13 protein-coding genes are annotated in these 20,567 nt (G+C 70.7%); 8 read left to right on the top strand and 5 right to left on the bottom strand.

Annotated features, from left to right (window positions below; translation table 11 throughout):
- Window positions 1-49: 49 nt before the first annotated feature.
- The 3 genes from HYQ63_RS17500 to HYQ63_RS17490 all read left to right on the top strand — a co-directional run bounded on the left by HYQ63_RS17500 (window position 50) and on the right by HYQ63_RS17490 (window position 2,793).
- Window positions 50-823, top strand: coding sequence for a ComF family protein (locus HYQ63_RS17500; protein ID WP_179934797.1), 774 nt, complete (start codon window positions 50-52; stop codon window positions 821-823).
- 317 nt (window positions 824-1,140) lie between these two features.
- Window positions 1,141-1,833, top strand: coding sequence for a ribosome hibernation-promoting factor, HPF/YfiA family (hpf, locus tag HYQ63_RS17495; protein ID WP_039941767.1), 693 nt, complete (start codon window positions 1,141-1,143; stop codon window positions 1,831-1,833).
- Window positions 1,834-2,043: 210 nt separating this feature from the next.
- Entirely contained in the window at window positions 2,044-2,793 is a 750-nt protein-coding gene (locus tag HYQ63_RS17490; RefSeq protein WP_009717426.1) for a response regulator transcription factor, read from the top strand.
- 49 nt (window positions 2,794-2,842) lie between these two features.
- Here the strand turns inward: HYQ63_RS17490 and HYQ63_RS17485 are convergent, their stop codons facing one another.
- A complete protein-coding gene (locus HYQ63_RS17485; protein WP_179934796.1) occupies window positions 2,843-4,027 on the bottom strand; it encodes a winged helix-turn-helix domain-containing protein in 1,185 nt (394 codons plus the stop codon).
- A gap of 56 nt (window positions 4,028-4,083) precedes the next feature.
- Window positions 4,084-4,683 carry a GNAT family N-acetyltransferase gene (locus HYQ63_RS17480; RefSeq protein WP_179934795.1) on the bottom strand — a complete coding sequence of 200 codons (600 nt, stop codon included), beginning with the start codon at window positions 4,681-4,683 and terminating at the stop codon, window positions 4,084-4,086.
- A gap of 242 nt (window positions 4,684-4,925) precedes the next feature.
- Here HYQ63_RS17480 and secA point away from each other — a divergent pair, with 242 nt between their 5' ends.
- Entirely contained in the window at window positions 4,926-7,760 is a 2,835-nt protein-coding gene (gene secA / locus HYQ63_RS17475) for a preprotein translocase subunit SecA (protein WP_179934794.1), read from the top strand.
- A gap of 62 nt (window positions 7,761-7,822) precedes the next feature.
- Here the strand turns inward: secA and HYQ63_RS44745 are convergent, their stop codons facing one another.
- Window positions 7,823-8,467, bottom strand: coding sequence for an Rv3235 family protein (locus HYQ63_RS44745; protein ID WP_257231913.1), 645 nt, complete (start codon window positions 8,465-8,467; stop codon window positions 7,823-7,825).
- 432 nt (window positions 8,468-8,899) lie between these two features.
- Here HYQ63_RS44745 and HYQ63_RS17465 point away from each other — a divergent pair, with 432 nt between their 5' ends.
- Both HYQ63_RS17465 and HYQ63_RS17460 read left to right on the top strand, forming a co-directional pair.
- Window positions 8,900-9,406: a hypothetical protein gene (locus HYQ63_RS17465; RefSeq protein WP_179934793.1), complete on the top strand. Its 507-nt coding sequence runs from the start codon at window positions 8,900-8,902 to the stop codon at window positions 9,404-9,406.
- 16 nt (window positions 9,407-9,422) lie between these two features.
- Window positions 9,423-10,091, top strand: coding sequence for an HAD family hydrolase (locus HYQ63_RS17460; RefSeq protein WP_179934792.1), 669 nt, complete (start codon window positions 9,423-9,425; stop codon window positions 10,089-10,091).
- Between the two features lie 117 nt (window positions 10,092-10,208).
- Here HYQ63_RS17460 and HYQ63_RS17455 read toward each other — a convergent pair whose 3' ends face one another.
- Entirely contained in the window at window positions 10,209-10,790 is a 582-nt protein-coding gene (locus tag HYQ63_RS17455; protein WP_179934791.1) for a DJ-1/PfpI family protein, read from the bottom strand.
- A gap of 428 nt (window positions 10,791-11,218) precedes the next feature.
- On the opposite strand from HYQ63_RS17455, the gene HYQ63_RS17450 reads away from it, so the two are divergent.
- Window positions 11,219-16,192 carry an NAD-glutamate dehydrogenase gene (locus HYQ63_RS17450; RefSeq protein WP_179934790.1) on the top strand — a complete coding sequence of 1,658 codons (4,974 nt, stop codon included), beginning with the start codon at window positions 11,219-11,221 and terminating at the stop codon, window positions 16,190-16,192.
- Between the two features lie 66 nt (window positions 16,193-16,258).
- Here the strand turns inward: HYQ63_RS17450 and HYQ63_RS17445 are convergent, their stop codons facing one another.
- Window positions 16,259-18,022 (bottom strand): serine/threonine-protein kinase, encoded by a 1,764-nt coding sequence (locus HYQ63_RS17445; RefSeq protein ID WP_179934789.1) that lies wholly within the window; start codon window positions 18,020-18,022, stop codon window positions 16,259-16,261.
- Window positions 18,023-18,214: 192 nt separating this feature from the next.
- On the opposite strand from HYQ63_RS17445, the gene HYQ63_RS17440 reads away from it, so the two are divergent.
- Window positions 18,215-20,539: a bifunctional glycosyltransferase/CDP-glycerol:glycerophosphate glycerophosphotransferase gene (locus tag HYQ63_RS17440; RefSeq protein ID WP_179934788.1), complete on the top strand. Its 2,325-nt coding sequence runs from the start codon at window positions 18,215-18,217 to the stop codon at window positions 20,537-20,539.
- Window positions 20,540-20,567 lie beyond the last annotated feature (28 nt).

The following is a 20,567-nucleotide window of genomic DNA, read 5'->3' as shown; positions in this document are numbered from 1 at the left end:
TTTCCACAGGGGGTGGCGGCCCGGCCGGTGTGACGGGACAGTGGGGGCCATGCGGGGCTGGTGGCAGGAGATCGCCGATCTGGTGCTGCCGGCCGACTGCGCGGGATGCGGTCGGCCGGGTGTCCCGCTGTGCGACCGGTGTCATGGGGCGCTGCGCGGGCCCGGGGCGCGTCGGGTGCTGCCGAGCCCGGTGCCGCCGGGGCTGCCGGTGGTCCATGCGGCGGTGGATTACGTGGACGAGGCCCGGGCGGTGCTGCTCGCGCACAAGGAGCGGGGAGCGCTGCGGCTGGCGGGGCCGCTGGGCGAGGCGCTGGCCGGTGCGGTGCGGACGGTGGCCCGCGGGGTCCTGCCCCGGGCCCTGGGGGACCGGCCCCTGCTGCTGGTGCCGGTGCCCTCGGCGCGGCGTGCGGTGGGGGCGCGGGGCCATGATCCGGCCCGGCGTATCGCGTGCGCGGCCGCGGGGGTGCTGCGCCGCGAGGGGTGCCCTGTGCGGGCGCCGTCGGTGCTGCGGCAGCGGCGGCGGGTGACCGATCAGTCGGGGCTGGGTGCCCGGCAGCGCCGGGCGAACGTGACGGGGGCGCTGGAGGCCGCGCCGGGTGGCGGGCGGCTCCTGGTGGCGGGCCCGGTGGTGCTGGTGGACGATCTGATGACGACGGGGGCCTCGCTCGCGGAGGCGGCGCGGGCGGTGGCGGAGGCGGGCGGACGGGTCGTGGGCGGGGCGGTGGTGGCCGCGCCGCCGACCCCGGCTCCCACCTCCGTGCCCTCGGGGACATCGGCGCCTCCGGGGCGTCTCAGACCCTTCGCGAGCGGTAAGCGGAACTGAATACGAAGCCGTGTCGTTGCAGCCAGTAAGGATGCCAAAGCACCTGATCGGAGGTACGGATCGGTAGGGGGTGCCGACATCCGTCCGGGCGAGCTATGTTCGGTTGTGAGGAGTGGCAGGTGCTATGACTCACAAATCCGCTTGGCGTGTTTTGCGTGCTTTCTCGTGAGCCGTAGACCGAAACGGGGTGGAGTTGTTCCCCGTGGGAAGGAGAGGTGAAAGCCGCCAAGCCGGTGGCTCCGGAAGACGCCGGAGCCTAGTGCACAAGGGATGAGCTCCGGTGGATCATCCGGAGCGACCCGGGAACGGAGTTCTGCGTGGACATCGTCGTCAAGGGCCGTAAAACAGAGGTGCCCGAGCGGTTCCGGAAGCACGTGGCCGAGAAGCTGAAGCTGGATAAGATCCAGAAGCTCGACGGCAAGGTGATCAGCCTCGACGTCGAGGTGTCCAAGGAGCACAATCCGCGGCAGGCCGACCGGTCCGACCGTGTGGAGATCACCCTTCGCTCCCGCGGCCCGGTCATTCGGGCGGAGGCCGCGGCGGCCGATCCGTACGCAGCGCTGGACCTGGCGGCCGGCAAGCTGGAAGCGCGGATGCGCAAGCAGCACGACAAGCGCCACACCCGCCGTGGCAACGGTCGCATTCCGGCCAGCGACGTGGCCATCACGGTGCCCAATGCGGCACGGATCAACGGGCACGGTGAGATCGCCGCCCAGCGCACCCCGTCGGACACTGTTCCGACGACCCGGATGGGACCCCTGGAAGTTCAGGGTGAAGGCCCCCTCGTGGTCCGTGAGAAGACCCACGCCGCGGTCCCGATGACGCTCGACCAGGCTCTCTACGAGATGGAGCTGGTCGGGCACGATTTCTATCTGTTCGTCGACTCCGACACCAGCCAGCCCAGCGTCGTCTACCGGCGGCACGGCTATGACTACGGGGTCATTCATCTTCAGCCGGAGGCGTTCGCCGGGGAGGAGCCCGGTGGCGCCGGCGGCGCACTCGGCGCCTGAGACCACCTGAGGCTCGACCGCTTCTGGGCGGGCGCACAGAGAGTGAGCGGGATCGCGCGGCGTATGCGCCGCGCGGTCCCGTGGCCGGTCCGGGCATGAAATCATGGCTCGACGGCCAACCGGCATGGGGAAACGACTGGTTGACGCCGTACAGCACCGTGCACCGCAGAGTGCAGACCGCAAGGGCCATGGCCTTCAGGGGGAGGAACGATGGCGGACAGCTTCGGGCCCGTGTCCGACGAAGGCGATGACCAACGCCTGGGGCCGGACAGGGGCGAGCCGCGCGGCGAGCCGCGCAAGGAGCCGATTCGGGTCCTCGTAGTGGACGACCACGCCCTCTTCCGGCGTGGGTTGGAGATCGTCCTGGCCCAGGAGGAGGACATTCAGGTCGTCGGTGAGGCCGGGGACGGCGCCGAGGCCGTGGACAAGGCGGCGGATCTGCTGCCGGACATCGTCCTGATGGATGTGCGCATGCCCAAGCGCGGGGGGATCGAGGCATGCACGTCGATCAAGGAAGTGGCCCCCAGCGCCAAGATCATCATGTTGACGATCAGCGACGAGGAGGCCGACCTCTACGACGCGATCAAGGCGGGCGCCACCGGCTATCTGCTCAAGGAGATCTCGACCGACGAGGTGTCGACCGCGATTCGCGCGGTGGCCGACGGCCAGTCGCAGATCAGCCCGTCGATGGCGGCCAAGCTCCTCACCGAGTTCAAGTCGATGATCCAGCGCACCGACGAGCGGCGGCTGGTGCCGGCGCCCCGGCTCACCGACCGTGAGCTGGAGGTGCTGAAGCTGGTGGCCACCGGCATGAACAACCGCGACATCGCCAAGGAGCTGTTCATCAGCGAGAACACCGTGAAGAACCACGTCCGGAACATCCTGGAGAAGCTTCAGCTGCACTCCCGGATGGAGGCCGTGGTCTACGCGATGCGGGAGAAGATCCTCGAAATCAGGTGAGCGGGCAGGTGAACGGCAGCGGATGAGCGGCAGGTGAGCCGGGCCGCGGTCAGCGGACCGCGGCAGCCAGCGGTGCGGCCAGCTCCGGGCGGTTGACCCGCTCGATCCGCACCGCGTCGCAGCCCACCCACCCGGCCGCCTCGCGCAGCGCCTCGGCCATCGGCGCCACGGCCTTCGGGGTGTCCAGAGACACCTGCCGGGCCACCAGCGTGGTCCCCTCACGGGCCGGATCGACCCGGCCGAGCAGCCGCCCGCCCGAAAGCAGCGGCATGGCGAAGTAGCCGTACACCCGCTTGGGCCGGGGCACGTACGCCTCCAGCCGATGGCTGAAGCCGAAGATCCGCTCGGTGCGCGCCCGGTCCCATATCAAGGAGTCGAAGGGCGACAGCAGGGTCGTGCGGTGCCGTCCGCGCGGGGTGGTGGCCAGCGCCTCGGGATCCGCCCAGGCCGGCTTGTCCCAGCCCGCGACCGTCACCGGCACCAGCCCCGAGTCCGCGATCACCGCGTCCACCTGCTCCCCCTTGAGCCGGTGGTAGTCCGCGAGGTCCGCCCGGGTGCCCACGCCGAGGGACTGCCCCGCGAGCCGCACCAGCCGCCGCAGGCACTCGGTGTCGTCCAGGTCGTCGTGCAGCAGTGCGTCCGGCACGGCGCGCTCCGCCAGGTCGTACACCCGCTTCCAGCCGCGCCGCTCCACGCACACCACCTCGCCGTACGTCAGCGCGCGCTCGACCGCGACCTTCGCCGCCGACCAGTCCCACCACGGGCCGCCGTTCTTGGCGCCGCCCAGCTCGGTCGCGGTCAGCGGGCCCTCGGCGCGCAGCTGCGCCACCACCTTCTCGTACGCGCCCGGCGGCAGCTCGTGGTGCCAGTGCGGGCGGGCGCGGTAGGCGCGGCGGCGGAACGCGAAGTGCGGCCACTCCTCGATCGGCAGCACGCACGCCGCGTGCGACCAGTACTCGAAGGCGTGGGTGTCGCTCCAGTACGCCGATTCGACCGCCGTGCGGCCGACCGCGCCCAGCCGTGCGTACGGAATCAGCTCGTGCGAGCGCGCAAGCACCGAGATCGTGTCCAGCTGCACCGCGCCCAGATGGCGCAGGACGCCGCGCACCCCGCCGCGCCGGTCGGGCGCCCCCAGGAGCCCCTGGGCGCGCAGCGCGATCCGGCGCGCCTCGTCGGCGGACAGGCTGACCTCGGGCTTCTGGTCCGCGATGGACCCGGTGGCGGGATTCGTCATGCGCGCCACCGTAGTGGCGACCACTGACAACGCCCCCGACCCGTGGGGCCACGCGGTCAGACCCGGTTCGCGGCGGGGGCCGGGAGGTACGGCGTGGTCGAGGGCAGGCCGAAGTCGGAGGGCAGCAGTGCGCCCCGCCAGGCGTCCCGCCGGGTGCCCTCGCGGACGATCCGCGCCCGGTCCGTCCCCTCCATCCGGAAGCCCACGGCGAGCGCGACCGCCCGGGACGCCTCGTTCCCGGCCTCCGTGCACCACTCCAGCCGCTCCACGCCCAGCCCGGTGAACGCCCATTCGGCCACCGCCCGCGCCGCCTCGCCCGTGTAGCCGCGCCGCCGGTGTTCCCGTACCGTCCAGTAGCCCAGTTCGGCCTGGCGCTCGGGGCTGTGCAGCCGGGCCAGCCGTACCAGGCCCATGGCCCCGATGAGCGCGTCCTCCCCCTTGGTGACCAGCGCGAAGTTATAGGTGCTGTCGTTCCGCCAGCCCTCCGGGCAGGTCCGCCGGACGAAGTCCTCGGCGTGTGCGCGTTCGTACGGAGCGGGCACGGTGGTCCAGCGCAGGATGTCCGGGTCCTGACAGGCGGCGTGGACCGCCGGGGCGTCGGACGGCCGGAAGGGGCGCAGGACGAGTCGCTCGGTGGTGAGGGTGACGGGCTCCATGACGAGAGTCTGGGCCGCCGCCGCGCGGGGCCGCGACTGGTTTTGGTGAATTCGGGGGCACCCCGGCGACCTCTCACGCGTTGACACGGTGTGGTGACACTCGGCCCGCGTGGTGACGGACCTCCCGGCCAGGCGGGGTCTGTCTTACGATGGCCGTTGCGGCGGGGCTTGTGCCCCTTGACAATGCCGCGCCAGCGCACCCCACAACCGTGCCAGGCCCGACCGGCAAGGAGCCAGCCTACGTGTCCGTCTTCAACAAGCTCATGCGTGCAGGCGAAGGAAAGATCCTGCGCAAGCTGCACCGCATTGCGGACCAGGTCAATTCCATCGAAGAGGACTTCCTGTCGCTCTCCGACGCCGAGCTGCGTGCCCTCACCGACGAGTACAAGGAGCGGTACGCCGACGGCGAAAGCCTCGACGACCTGATGCCGGAGGCGTTCGCGACCGTGCGCGAGGCGGCCAAGCGGGTGCTCGGCCAGCGTCACTACGACGTCCAGCTGATGGGCGGTGCCGCGCTGCACCTCGGGTATGTCGCCGAGATGAAGACCGGTGAGGGCAAGACCCTGGTGGGCACCCTGCCGGCGTATCTGAACGCGCTGTCCGGCAAGGGCGTCCACCTGATCACGGTCAACGACTATCTGGCCGAGCGTGACTCCGAGTGGATGGGCCGGGTGCACAAGTTCCTCGGCCTCGAGGTCGGCTGCATCCTCGCCAACATGACCCCGGCGCAGCGCCGCGAGCAGTACGCGTGCGACATCACCTACGGCACCAACAACGAGTTCGGCTTCGACTATCTGCGCGACAACATGGCGTGGTCGCAGGACGAGCTGGTGCAGCGCGGCCACAACTTCGCGATCGTCGACGAGGTCGACTCGATCCTCGTGGACGAGGCCCGTACGCCGCTGATCATCTCCGGCCCGGCCGACCAGGCCACCAAGTGGTACGGCGACTTCGCCAAGCTCGTCCTCCGGCTGACCCGGGGCGAGGCGGCGAACCTCCAGAAGGGGCAGGAGGAGACCGGGGACTACGAGGTCGACGAGAAGAAGCGCACCGTCGGCATCCACGAGTCCGGCGTCACCAAGGTCGAGGACTGGCTGGGCATCGACAACCTGTACGAGTCCGTCAACACTCCGCTGGTCGGCTACCTGAACAACGCCATCAAGGCCAAGGAGCTGTTCAAGAAGGACAAGGACTACGTCGTCATCGACGGCGAAGTCATGATCGTCGACGAGCACACCGGCCGTATCCTCGCCGGTCGCCGCTACAACGAGGGCATGCACCAGGCGATCGAGGCGAAGGAGCAGGTGGAGATCAAGGACGAGAACCAGACCCTCGCCACGATCACCCTCCAGAACTTCTTCCGCCTCTACGACAAGCTCTCCGGCATGACCGGTACGGCGATGACCGAGGCCGCCGAGTTCCACCAGATCTACAAGCTGGGCGTCGTCCCGATCCCGACCCACCGCCCCCTCGCCCGTGTCGACCAGTCCGACCTGATCTACCGCACCGAGGTCGCCAAGTTCGACGCGGTCGTCGAGGACATCGTCGAGAAGCACGAGAAGGGCCAGCCGGTCCTGGTCGGCACCACCTCCGTGGAGAAGTCCGAGTACCTGTCGCAGCAGCTCGCCAAGCGCGGAGTGCCGCACGAGGTGCTCAACGCGAAGCAGCACGACCGGGAGGCGACGATCGTCGCCCAGGCGGGCCGCAAGGGCGCCGTCACGGTCGCGACGAACATGGCCGGCCGTGGTACGGACATCAAGCTCGGCGGCAACCCCGACGACCTCGCCGAGGCCGAGCTGCGCCAGCGCGGTCTCGACCCGGTGGAGCACTCCGAGGAGTGGGCGGCCGCGCTGCCCGCCGCCCTGGAGAAGGCCGAGGCCGCGGTCAAGGCCGAGTTCGAGGAGGTCAAGGACCTCGGCGGGCTGTATGTGCTGGGCACCGAGCGCCATGAGTCGCGCCGCATCGACAACCAGCTGCGCGGCCGTTCCGGCCGTCAGGGCGACCCCGGCGAATCCCGCTTCTACCTCTCGCTCGGCGACGACCTGATGCGGCTGTTCAAGGCGCAGATGGTCGAGCGCGTGATGGCCATGGCCAACGTTCCCGACGATGTGCCGATCGAGAACAAGATGGTCACCCGCGCCATCGCCTCCGCCCAGTCGCAGGTCGAGCAGCAGAACTTCGAGACCCGTAAGAACGTCCTGAAGTACGACGAGGTCCTCAACCGGCAGCGCGAGGTCATCTACGGTGAGCGCCGCCGCGTCCTGGAGGGCGAGGACCTCCAGGAGCAGGTCGGCCACTTCATGGACGACACGATCGACGCGTACATCCAGGCGGAGACCGTCGAGGGCTTCGCCGAGGAGTGGGACCTGGACCGGCTGTGGGGCGCGTTCAAGCAGCTCTACCCGGTCGAGGTGACCGTCGACGAGCTGGAGGAGGAGACCGGCGACCGCGCCGGGATCACCGCCGAGTTCATCGCCGAGGCCATCAAGGACGACATCCACCAGCAGTACGAGGCCCGTGAGGAGCAGCTCGGCTCCGAGATCATGCGCGAGCTGGAGCGGCGCGTCGTGCTGTCCGTGCTGGACCGCAAGTGGCGCGAGCACCTCTACGAGATGGACTACCTCCAGGAGGGCATCGGGCTGCGCGCGATGGCCCAGAAGGACCCGCTGGTCGAGTACCAGCGCGAGGGCTTCGACATGTTCCAGGCCATGATGGAGGGGATCAAGGAGGAGTCGGTCGGCTACCTGTTCAACCTGGAGGTCCAGGTCGAGCAGCAGGTCGAGGAGGTTCCGGTCGAGGACGCGGAGGCCAAGGCCACGCTGGACAAGGACGTGCAGGACGCGGTCCCGGCGGGCGCGTCCTCGGGGCGTCCCGAGATCCACGCCAAGGGCCTGGAGGCCCCCCAGCGGCCGGACCGGCTGCACTTCTCGGCCCCGACGGTCGATGGCGAGGGCGGCATCGTGGAAGGCGACTTCACCAACGGTGAGACCCCGCCCGCGCCGCGCTCCGAGGCCGACGGGCTGACCCGCGCGGAGCGGCGCAAGGCCAACAAGGGCGGCCGCCGCCGTAAGAAGTAGCGCGCAGCGGAGTTACGCGAGAAGGCCGGGGCACCGTGCGACCGCACGGTGCCCCGGCCTTCTCATGTGACCAGCGGGCCGAGGTCGACGGCGGCGCAGCGCCAGCGGGCGTCGGCGCCCAGCTCCAGCCGGAACGCGAGCGCGCTGAGTCGGTCGGCCGAGGCGACCCGGGCGAACGCCTCGATCACCCCGTGCCGCGGCCGGTACTCCCCGCAGCGCCGTACGACGGGTGCGGCGCACCCGGCGGCGGGACGCAGTGGTGCTCGGGGCGCGAGCGCGATCAGTTGGTCGTAGGCGTCCGGGAGGGCGTGCCCGAGCAGGGTGTGGACGGGGCGCTGGCCGCTGAGGGTGAGCAGCAGCCGGTGCGCGAACCAGTAGTGGGGCAGCCGGTCCCGCTCGCGCTGTACGGCGGCGAGGGCGGCCGTACGCGAGACGGTCGCCGCGCGCCGGGCCGGGCCGCCGCCGGTTGGCCGCGTCGCGGTGTGGGGGCCGGGTGAGGTGTGGGCGCCGGGCCGTAAGGCGGTCGCGCCGCCGGTCGCGCCGCCGGGCGCGCTGTCCGGCCGCCGTACGGTGGCGCCGCCCGGCCGCCGGGAATCGCGGCGCCCCGGCGGCCCGCCACGGCCCCCGGCCCCACCGCTCCGGCGCCGTGCGGCGGTGCCCGCCGCGCCCCGGTCGGTCCGCGTCGTCGTCCGGGTGATCTCGTGCATGCGTCTCGCCGTCTCTGCCGGGCCCGGGAAATACCGGGCAGTAGCTTCCTGTCGGGGAGACTTCTACCGACGCGTTTCCACCACCCGCAACGCCCGTCACCGGGCGCCCGGACCCGGCCGGGGCCTTCACCTATCCGGGGGAATCGATCCGGTGGAAGGACTGGTGGCGGCATACGGGACGGCGGACGAGCCCCGGCCCGCAGGCCCCCGGAAATACCCCGAACGGGGACCGGCAGCCCCGGCTGACCGAGCTGCCGCGGTCCGGGCGTCGGGGCCTGCGCGCTCGGCTGGGCCTCCGCGAGCCGTCGTGCGAAAGCCCGGTGCCCTCGGGCAACCACGCCGCTGAGGCGGCCGGACGTGAATCGAAGCCCTCAAAGCGGCAGCGCCGAACGTATGCTGGCGGGACCTGATGTCTCGTGAAAGCGGCGGCCCATGCGCGTCTACGTCCCCCTGACTCTCTCCGGTCTCGCCGAGGCGCACAAGACGGGAGAACTGGGGCCGGGACCGCTGACCGCGTATGCCGTGACGCCCGCGCTGCGCGAGTGGTACGTGTCGGACGACATCGAGGAGCTGGAGTACGCCGCGCTCAGCCGGGCCGCGCAGGCGTCCCTGCGGCTGCTCGCCGTGGACCGGCAGGTGCCGCGGCGGCGCGTGGTGGTGGCCCTGGACGTGCCCGACGGGCAGGCGGTCGCCGATCCGGACCGGGGGCTGGACCAGTCCGCGCTGGGGGAGGTGCGGATCGCCGCCGCCGTACGGCTGGCCGAGGCCGCGGCGGTGCACCTGGACGCCGACGACGCCGAGCGGGACGTCGCCGCGGCGGCCGACGCGCTGGGCGCGGCGGACCTCGGGGACGACGACGCGCAGTTCACGGTGGACGGCGCGGAGGACCACGAGCTGATGTGGTACGCCACCCAGGAGATCCCCAATCTCATCGAGTAGGCCTTACCGTCGAGGGATGGGGACGAACCACGTGACGCACATCGTGTGGGACTGGAACGGCACGCTCTTCCACGACATCGACGTCGTGATCCAGGCGACGAACGCCTCGTTCGGGGAGATCGGCCTGCCGCCGATCACGCTGGAGCGCTACCGGGAGCTGTACTGCGTACCGGTCCCGCTCTTCTACGAGCGGCTGATGGGGCGGCTGCCCACCGACGAGGAGTGGGAGGTCATGGACGAGGCCTTCCACCGGCACTACTGGGCGCTGGCCGAGAGCGCGGGGCTGGCGCTCGGCGCCCGGGAGCTGCTCGTGGAGTGGCAGTCGGCGGGGCTCACCCAGTCGCTGTGCTCGCTGGCGCCGCACGAGAACCTGATGCCCCTGGTGCGTACGCACGGCATCGAGCGCCACTTCGTCCGCGTGGACGGCCGCATCGGGGAGAGCACCACCGGCAAGGCCGAGCAGATGGTGCGGCACCTCGCCGCGCTGGAGAGGGTGCCGCCGCAGCGGGTCGTGGTGATCGGCGATGCGGTGGACGACGCGGTGGCGGCCCAGCACGTGGGGGCTCGGGCGGTGCTCTACACGGGCGGCTCGCACAGCCGGGCCAGTCTGCTGTCCGCCGGGGTGCCGGTGGTCGACACCCTGGAGGAGGCCGTACGAGAGGCCGAGGCGCTGGCTGACAGCTAGCGGCTATCAGCTGGCAGCCAGCAGCTGACGGCTGACAGTCAGCGGGTATCAGCTAGCAGGTATCAGCTGGCAGGTAGCGGCTGACAGATATCAGAAACTGTCAGCCGCACCAAGCGCTCACACCACCGGCGCCTTCGTCCGCAGCACCGCCAGGAACTCCCGCATCCACACCGGATGGTCCGGCCACGCCCGCGACGACACCAGCGTGCCGTCCACCACGACCTCCGTGTCCTGGAACGTCGCCCCCGCCGCCTGCATGTCCAGCTCCAGCGCCGGATACGAGGTCACCCGCCGCCCGGTCAGCGCGCCGACCGCCGCCGTCAGCAGCGGGCCGTGGCAGATCTGTGCCACCGGCTTGTCGGCGTCGAAGAACGCCTTGCAGATCTTGCGCAGCTCCGGGTCGTTGCGCAGGTATTCCGGGGCCCGGCCGCCCGGGATCACCAGGGCGGCGTACTGTCCCGGGTCGACTTCTGAGAAGGCGAGGTCGGCGGGGAAGCTGTAGCCGGGCTTCTCGGTGTAGGTGTCGTAGCCCTCCTCGAAGTCGTGCACCACGAAGCGCAGCGTTTTGCGGGAGGGGGCCGCGATGTGTACGTCGTAGCCTTCCTCGCGCAGGCGCTGGTACGGGTAGAGCACCTCCAGGGACTCGGCCGCGTCCCCGGTCACCAGCAGGATCTTCGCAGTCGCAGCCGTGCTGCTCATGCCGCCCACCTCCACGTTTCCACGCTTACCACCGACGATGTCACCCTGCATCCGCACCAGAGGTTTGCCAAGAGCGCATCGGGTGGCGGCGCACGCTCCCCGGCTGTCCGGTGTCGTCAAACATCGGCGCCGGGTTTTGTACACGAACGGCTCATGACGAGCCCCTGGGGAGGAGCGATAGCCTTACTGCGTGATCAGCGCGATAGTCCACGGGGGCAAGGAGGCCCTCGCTCCCAGCCCGGGGCGCCTCCGGGCCGGAGCCGCTGTCGCTGGTCGACGCCGCGTGGGGTCTTGGTCACTTACGGCCGAGTACGCCGCGGCCTTCTCCCGATCCGGCATACCGTCGTACGTGACCGGACATCCCGAGTCGCGGCGTCATGCCACCGCCACCTATGTCACGCAACGGCGCGCGACAGGAGCCAGAGGACATGCAGACCAAGCTGGACGAAGCCAAGGCCGAGCTGCTCGCACGGGCCGCCCGGGTCGCTGAGAACAGCCCTGCCGGGGGGCATCCACCGGTACAGGGCCCGGGCCCGGAGACCCTGACCGCATACCTCCAGCACTACTACCTGCACACGCCACCCGAGGACCTCGCGGACCGTGACCCGGTCGACGTCTTCGGTGCGGCACTCTCGCACTACCGGCTTGCCGAGGCGCGCCCCCAGGGCACGGCGAACGTTCGGGTGCACACGCCGACCGTCGAGGAGCACGGCTGGACGTGCAGCCATTCGGTGGTCGAGGTGGTCACCGACGACATGCCGTTCCTGGTCGACTCGGTGACCAATGAGCTGACCCGCCAGGGGCGCGGCATCCATGTGGTGATCCACCCGCAGGTGGTCGTGCGCCGTGACATCACCGGCAAGCTGATCGAGCTGCTGGACGCCTCGTACGACCGCAAGGCCCGCGAGGACCTGCCGCACGACGCCGTCGTCGAGTCCTGGATCCACGTCGAGATCGACCGGGAGACCGACCGCGGCGACCTCAAGCAGATCACCGCCGACCTGCTGCGCGTCCTGTCCGATGTCCGCGAGGCCGTCGAGGACTGGGACAAGATGCGCCAGTCGGCGCTGCGGCTGGCCGAGGAGCTGCCCGCGGAGCCCAAGGCCGCCGAGGTGCGCGACCAGGAGGTCGAGGAGGCCCGTGAGCTGCTGCGCTGGCTCTCCGACGACCACTTCACCTTCATCGGCTACCGCGAGTACGAGCTGACCCAAGCGCCCACCGAGGCCGGTGGCGAGGAGGACGTGCTGAGCGCGGTGCCCGGCACGGGCCTCGGCATCCTGCGGTCCGACCCGGCCCACCAGGACACCGACGAGAGCGCCCACACCGGGGCCGCCCCGGTGTCGCCGTCGTTCAATCGGCTGCCGGCCGACGCCCGCGCCAAGGCCCGCGAGCACAAGCTGCTGGTCCTCACCAAGGCCAACAGCCGCGCCACCGTCCACCGGCCGTCGTACCTCGACTACATCGGCGTGAAGAAGTTCGACGCCGAGGGCAATGTGATCGGCGAGCGCCGCTTCCTGGGGCTGTTCTCGTCCGCCGCGTACACCGAGTCGGTGCGCCGGGTCCCGGTCATCCGGCGCAAGGTGGACGAGGTGCTGGCGGGCGCCGGGTTCGGGCCCAACAGCCACGACGGCCGGGACCTGCTCCAGATCCTGGAGACCTACCCGCGCGACGAGCTGTTCCAGACCCCGGTCGACCAGCTCCGCTCGATCGTCACCAGCGTGCTCTACCTCCAGGAGCGGCGCCGGCTGCGGATGTTCCTGCGGCAGGACGAGTACGGGCGCTACTACTCGGCGCTGGTCTACCTGCCCCGCGACCGCTTCACCACCGATGTGCGGCTGCGGCTGACCGACATCCTGCTGGAGGAGCTGAGCGGCCGCCCGCCGGTGGACTTCACCGCCCTGCACACCGAGTCGGTGCTGTCGCGGCTGCACTTCGTGGTCCGCGTCCAGCCCGGTACGGAGCTGCCCGACCTGACCGACGCCGATGTCGAGCGCATCGAGAACCGGCTGGTCGACGCCGCCCGCTCGTGGGCCGACGGCTTCTCCGAGGCCCTGGTGTCGGAGGTGGGCGAGGAGCGCGCCGCCGAGCTGCTGCGCCGCTACCAGCACGCCTTCCCCGAGGGGTACAAGGCCGACCACACGCCGCGCGGCGCCGTCGCCGACCTCCAGCACGTGGAGCGGCTGACCGCCGAGGGCAGCAAGCAGGACTTCGCGCTCAGCCTGTACGAGCCGGTCGGCGCGGCCCACGCCGAGCGCCGATTCAAGATCTACCGGGCGGGCGGCCAGGTGTCGCTGTCGGCCGTGCTGCCGGTGCTCAACACGCTCGGCGTCGAGGTGGTCGACGAGCGCCCGTACGAGCTGCGCTGCGCGGACAAGACCACCGCCTGGATCTACGACTTCGGGCTGCGGCTGCCGCTGCGCGAGGGTGAGGCCCTCGCCGACGACGCCCGTGAGCGCTTCCAGAACGCGTTCGCCGCGGTGTGGACCGGCCAGGCCGAGAGCGACAACTTCAACCAGCTGGTGCTGGGCGCGGGGCTGGACTGGCGGCAGGCCATGGTGCTGCGCGCGTACGCCAAGTACCTGCGGCAGGCCGGTTCCACCTTCAGCCAGTCGTACATGGAGGACACCCTCCGTAACAACGTCCACACCACCCGGCTGCTGGTCTCCCTCTTCGAGGCCCGGATGTCGCCCGAGCGGCAGCGGGCGGGGCTGGAGCTGACCGACGCCCTGATGGAGGAGCTGGACGCGGCGCTGGACCAGGTGGCCTCGCTCGACGAGGACCGCATCCTGCGCTCGTTCCTCACCCTCATCAAGGCCACCCTGCGCACCAACCACTTCCAGAAGAACGGGAACGGCGAGCCGCACGACTACCTGTCGGTCAAGCTCGACCCGCAGGCCGTGCCCGATCTGCCCGCGCCCCGCCCGGCGTACGAGATCTGGGTGTACTCGCCGCGCGTCGAGGGTGTGCACCTGCGCTTCGGCAAGGTCGCGCGCGGTGGCCTGCGCTGGTCCGACCGGCGTGAGGACTTCCGCACCGAGATCCTGGGCCTGGTCAAGGCGCAGATGGTGAAGAACACGGTCATCGTGCCGGTCGGCGCCAAGGGCGGATTCGTCGGCAAGCGGCTGCCGGATCCGTCGGTGGACCGGGACGCCTGGCTGGCCGAGGGCATCGGCTGCTACAAGACCTTCATCTCCGGTCTGCTCGACATCACCGACAACATGGTCGGCGGCCAGGTCGAGCCGCCGAAGGACGTCGTCCGGCACGACGGGGAGGACACCTACCTGGTCGTCGCCGCCGACAAGGGCACCGCGACCTTCTCCGACATCGCCAACGAGGTCGCCCAGTCGTACGGCTTCTGGCTCGGCGACGCGTTCGCCTCCGGCGGTTCCGCGGGTTACGACCACAAGGGCATGGGCATCACCGCGCGCGGCGCCTGGGAGTCCGTCAAGCGGCACTTCCGCGAGCTGGACCACGACACCCAGAGCGAGGACTTCACGGTCGTCGGCGTCGGCGACATGTCCGGTGACGTGTTCGGCAACGGCATGCTGCTGAGCGAGCACATCCGGCTGGTCGCCGCCTTCGACCACCGGCACATCTTCATCGACCCCAACCCGGACGCGGCCACCTCGTACGCCGAGCGCCGCCGGCTGTTCGAGCTGCCGCGCTCGTCCTGGGAGGACTACGACACCGAGCTGATCTCGGCGGGCGGCGGCATCCACCCCCGTACGGCCAAGGCCATCCAGATCACCCCGCAGGTGCGGGCCGCGCTCGGCATCGAGACCAAGGTCGCCAAGATGACCCCGGCCGACCTGATGAAGGCCATCCTCAAGGCCCCGGTCGACCTGCTGTGGAACGGCGGCATCGGTACGTACGTGAAGGCGTCCACCGAATCGCACGCCGACGTCGGCGACAAGGCCAACGACGCGATCCGGGTGGACGGCCAGGACCTGCGGGCCAAGGTCGTCGGCGAGGGCGGCAACCTGGGCCTGACCCAGCTCGGCCGCATCGAGTTCGCCACCAACGGCGGCCGGATCAACACCGACGCGATCGACAACAGCGCCGGGGTGGACACCTCCGACCACGAGGTGAACATCAAGATCCTGCTCAACGCGCTGGTCACCGAGGGGGACATGACGGTCAAGCAGCGCAACAAGCTGCTGGCCGAGATGACCGACGAGGTCGGCGCGCTGGTGCTGCGCAACAACTACGCGCAGAACGTGGCCCTCGCCATCTCCGGCGCCCAGGCCCCCAGCCTGCTCCACGCCCACCAGCGGCTGATGCGCCGGCTGTCGCGCGAGGGACGGCTGGACCGCGGGCTGGAGTTCCTGCCCGCCGACCGGGTCATCCGCGAGCGGCTGACCGCCGGACGCGGACTGACCCAGCCCGAGCTGGCCGTGCTGCTCGCCTACGTCAAGATCACCGTGGCGGACGAGCTGATCGGCACGGACCTGCCCGACGACCCGTACCTCCAGCGGCTGCTGCACGCCTACTTCCCGCAGGCGCTGCGCCAGACCTTCCCCGAGCACGTCGACGGGCATGCGCTGCGCCGCGAGATCATCACCACGGTGCTGGTCAACGACACCGTCAACACCGCCGGTACGACCTTCCTGCACCGCATGCGGGAGGAGACCGGGGCCTCCACCGAGGAGGTCGTGCGCGCCCAGACCGCGGCCCGGGCGATCTTCGAGCTGGGGGAGATCTGGGACGAGGTCGAGTCGCTGGACACGGTCGTCGCCGCCGAGTTCCAGACCCGGATGCGGCTGCACTCGCGGCGGCTCGTCGAGCGCGGCACCCGCTGGCTGCTCAACAACCGGCCGCAGCCGCTGGAGCTGGCCGGGACGATCGACTTCTTCGCGGAGCGGGTCGCCGCGGTGCGGGCGCAGCTGCCCAAGCTGCTGCGCGGCGGCGACATCGAGTGGTACCAGCGCATCCACGACGAGCTGACCGCCGCCGGTGTCCCCGACGATCTGGCCACCCGGGTGGCGGGCTTCTCGTCCGCCTTCCCGACGCTGGACATCGTCGCCATCGCGGACCGCACCGGCAAGGATCCGCTCGCGGTCGCCGAGGTCTACTACGACCTGGCCGACCGGCTGTCGATCAGCCAGCTGATGGACCGCATCATCGAGCTGCCGCGGGCCGACCGCTGGCAGTCCATGGCCCGCGTCTCCATCCGTGAGGACCTGTACGCGGCCCAGGCCGCCCTCACCTCCGACGTCCTGTCGGTCGGCAACGGCGGTTCGACGCCGGAGCAGCGGTTCAAGGCCTGGGAGCAGAAGAACGCCGCGATCCTCCAGCGGGCGCGGACCACACTGGACGAGATCCAGTCGTCGGAGACGTTCGACCTGGCGAACCTGTCGGTGGCGATGCGGACGATGCGCACCCTGCTGCGTACGCATAGCTGAGACACCGGGAAAGGGCGGTCGGTGGCCATCGGCCACTGACCGCCCCTTCGGCGTACGGTGCGTTGGCTATGAGGCGCGCTTCCAGAGCGTCACCGAGGTGCTGTAGCTGGGGATGTCGGAGTCGTCCTCGGGTGGGATGACGGCGGTGATCTTCAGCATCGCGAGATTGCCGCTGGACGTGACCATGCACAGTCGGTCGCCCTTGGCGATGAGCTGTTCATCGATCAGATCACTCGGGTCCAGAGTGTCTTCCAGCGGGTCCGTCGTCACCGCCTCCTCGCACTCCTTCGGGGTGGTGCCGGGGCTCTTGGCCATCGCCTCCCCGGCCCTGAACTCGTTGACGAACATGGAGATGTCCTGCACGTCGGAGGCGAGGCCCCCGGCGACGTCCACCTTGGGCTGATCGAGGTCGAAGTCGGTGGTCGGGCCGAAGTGGTCGGGCGCCCGCAGTTGCAGGGTCTTGTTCTGGTAGATCGGGGTGTAGGCGGTCCGGGGCGCGGGGGCATCGGACGAGGGGGCCGACGCCTTCGGGCTCGGGGTCTTTTCGGCCTTGTCGGGGTGCTGCGGCTGGGCCGTGTGCTTGCCGTCGGCCTTGTTCTGCTCCGCGCCCTTGTTGTCGTCCCCCTGGGTGAACACATACGCCGCCACTGCGACCATGATCAGCGCCAGCGCGCCCCCGCCGACCGCCAGCATCCGGCCCTTGCCGCGGCCGCTGTCGCTCCGCGTCGGCGGGGCCGGGTAGCCGCCCAGCGACGGCTGGGCGGCGGCCTGTGTCGGGGCGGACGCGATGGGGTGGTGCGCGGGCGGCGCGGGCGCCTGCGTGGGGGCATAAGCGGGTGCGTACGTGGGCGTCTGCGTCGGCGTCTGAGTCGGGGTGTGGGCGGGCATCGGCGGCTGCGCGGGCCGCGGCGGCTGCTGAGCCGCACGCTCCCGCCGCGCGATCTCTTCCGTGATCGGCGCGGGCAGCCAGCCGGAGAAGTCGCGCAGCTCACGGCCCGCGCCCTGGCGGCACAGCTCGGTCAGCTCGGCGGGCGTGGGCCGCTGCTCCGGGTCCGCCGCGAGGCACCGCTCCAGCAGCGGCCGCAGCTCGTCCGGATAGCCGCTCAGGTCCGGCGGCTGCTGAGCGGTGTTGGCGATCTGCGCGGCGATGGAGATCCCCGCGCCGTCCCCGTACGGGTGGCGGCCGGTGGCCACCACCGCGGCGATCAGGCCGAGCGCGAAGATGTCGGTGGCCGCGGTGACCGGCTTGCCGAAGGCGTGCTCCGGCGACATGTACTGCGGTGTGCCGATGAATCCGCCGCTGCGGGTGAGCTGGGTGGCGTCGGCCGCCCGGGCGATGCCGAAGTCGATCACGAACGGGCCGTTCGAACTCAGCAGGATGTTGCTGGGCTTGAGATCGCGGTGGATGACGGACGCGGCGTGCACCGCGTGCAGCGCCTGCGCCGTGCAGCCGATGAGCTGGAACGCCGCGGGCATCGACAGTGGGCCGTAACGGCCGAGCGCGTCGTCGAGCGCGAGCCCGGGGACGTAAGCGGAGGCGAGCCAGGGCAGTTCACCGCTGGTGTCATGATCGACCACCGGCACGATGTGGTAGCCCTGCACCCGGCGGGCGGCGGTGACTTCCTGTTCGAAGCGGCGGCGGAAGTCATCGTTCTGCGCGAACTCACGCCGGATGACCTTGAGCGCGACCGGTTGGTTGCCCCGTGTACGGGACAGATACACCGAGCCCATTCCGCCCTCGCCGACTCTGGCGAGCAGCTGGTAGCCGGAGACCTCCCGTGGATCGTCCGCCCTCAGTGGGCTCAGCACGGCGTGGTCGGCATTCGTCATTGTTTCCCCCGAAGATCACGTGACTCGAAGATCGTACAGATGCCGTGTTCATGACTTCGCAGCGATTCCCCGGCTTCACCCGCTTGGCCGCCCGTCCATGGGCTTATCGGGCATATCAGGACGTACGACCCTACGGTGGTGAGTCAGTGAGCGCTTCGCGCCTCGATCCGCCGTCGCGTCCCGAGGAGCCGCATGCCCCGCTTCAGCATCGTCATCGCCGCCTACCGAGTGCAGGGCTATCTCCAGAGCTGCCTGGACTCCGTGCTGACGCAGTCGTTCCGCGACCTGGAGGTGGTGGCCGTCGACGACTGCTCGCCGGACCACTGCGGCGCCATCATCGACGCCTGCGCGGCCCGCGACAGCCGGGTGGTGCCCGTGCACCAGCCCGTCAACTCCGGCCCCGGCCAGGCCCGTAACGCCGGGGTCGACCACGCCACCGGCGACTATCTGCTGTTCCTCGACGGGGACGACACCCTCGCGCCCGGCACCCTGGAGGGGCTCGCCGAACGGCTCGCCCTCAACGAGGACCCGGACATCCTCTACTTCAACCATGTGCGCACCTACTGGTCCGGGCGCAGCGCACCCAGCGTCTTCGGGGAGCTGCTGAACTCGGCGGGCACCGATGTGTTCTCCGTCCTGGAGCGCCCCGAATTCCTGCGGATCTTCGCGATGTCGTCCAACCGGGTCTACCGCCGCGCCTTCTACACCGGCCACGGTTTCGCGTTCAGCGAGGGAATCTACGAGGATGCGCTGCTGTCGTATCTGACGATGCTGACCGCGCGGCGCATCGCCTGCGTGGATCTGGTCGGGCTGGAATACCGCCAGCGCCGGGTCGGGGCCAGTACGGGAAGCCCCGGCGAGAAACACTTCGTCATATTCGACCAGTACGCCCGGCTCTTCGCCTTCCTCGACGAACATCCGCACCTGAGTCCGGTGCGGTGCCTGCTCTTCGAACGGGCCGTCTCCCATTTCCTGTTCTGCCTGGACCGCCGTTCCCGGGTGGCGACGGCCGACCGGCCCCGCTTCTTCCGCCGGGCCGCCTCCTGGTACCGCACCCACCTCCCGGACGGCTTCACGCCGCCCGCCGGGGCCGAGTGGCGCTTCGCGGCGCTGGCCCGTGGCTCGTTCGCCCGCTACCGGGAGCACGAGATGGCGACGCGGGCCGTGTCGGGGGCCCGCAAGGCCAAGCGGATGGCCCGCGCGGCGCTGGCCGTACGGGGCAAACGGGCCCTGTACCGGGCCCACCGGCAGCGCCCGGTCGACCCCAACCTGGCCGTCTACAGCGCGTACTGGGGCCGCGGAGTGCTCTGCAACCCGGCGGCGATCTACTACAAGGCCCGGGAACTGGCGCCGCACATCCGCGGGGTGTGGGTGGTCAAGAAGTCGGAGATCGACTCGCTTCCGGAGGACGTCGACTACGTCGTCACCGGAACCCGGGACTTCTACCGGACCGTGGCCCGCGCCGCCTATCTCATCAACAACGTCAATTTCCCCAACGACGTCGTCAAGCGGCCCGGCACGGTGCACCTCCAGACCTTCCACGGCACACCGCTCAAATGCATGGGCCTGGACCAGCAGCACTATCCCGCCGCGGCGGGAGGAATGAGCTTCGGGAACCTCCTCAAGCGCATCGACCGCTGGGACGTCGCCCTCTCCTCCAATCCGCATTCCAGCGAGGTGTGGGAACGGGTCTACCCCGCCTCCTACCGGCTGCTGGAATACGGATATCCGCGCAACGACGTGCTGGTCTCGGCCTCCGCGGACGACGTGCGGCGTGCCCGCGCCGGGCTCGGCGTCCCGGAGGGCCACACCGCCGTTCTCTACACCCCCACGATCCGCGACTACCAGAAGGGGTTCATCCCCCGGCTGGATCTGGAGCGGGTCAGCCGCGCCCTGGGCCCGGGCACCACGCTCCTGGTGCGGGCGCACTACTCGTACCGGCCGTCGGCGGCGCTGCGCGAACTGGACGAGGCGGGGCTGGTGCGGGACGTGTCGCGCCATCCGCGGATCGAGGAGCTGTGCCTGGCCGCCGACGCGCTGATCACCGACTATTCGTCGATCATGTTCGACTACGCCCTGCTCGACCGGCCCATCGTGATCTACGCGGACGACTGGGACACCTACCGGGCCGCGCGCGGTGTCTACTTCGACCTGCTGTCGGGCCGCCCCGGCGAGACCCCGGGCCCGGTGGCCCGCACCCTGGACGAACTGGTCGCCGTGTTCCGCGAGGGGCGGTGGTGCGACGCCGAGTCGGCCGCGCTGCGCGCCGCGTTCCGGGCCCGCTTCTGCCCGTACGACGACGGGCACGCGGCGGAGCGCGTCGTACGGACCCTCATGCTGGGCGAGGACGTCACCGCGCAGCCCCTGCCGCCCGTCGCGCAGCGGCGGCCGGAGAGCCGTACGGTGCCGTCGCGGCACCTCGCCTCCGGGCACGGCGGCGGACTGCCCCCGCACGCCGTGGAGCCCACCCGCGCCTTTCCCGACCGGACCCCCGACCGCGCCCCCGACCGCGACTGATCCCGTCGGCCGTCGATCCCGGAGAACC

The sequence above is a fragment of the Streptomyces sp. Rer75 genome, assembly GCF_013414305.1.
GTDB lineage: Bacteria > Actinomycetota > Actinomycetes > Streptomycetales > Streptomycetaceae > Streptomyces > Streptomyces himastatinicus.
The sequence above is the reverse complement of the archived record's forward strand: the minus strand, read 5'-3'. Positions and strand labels throughout refer to the sequence as shown.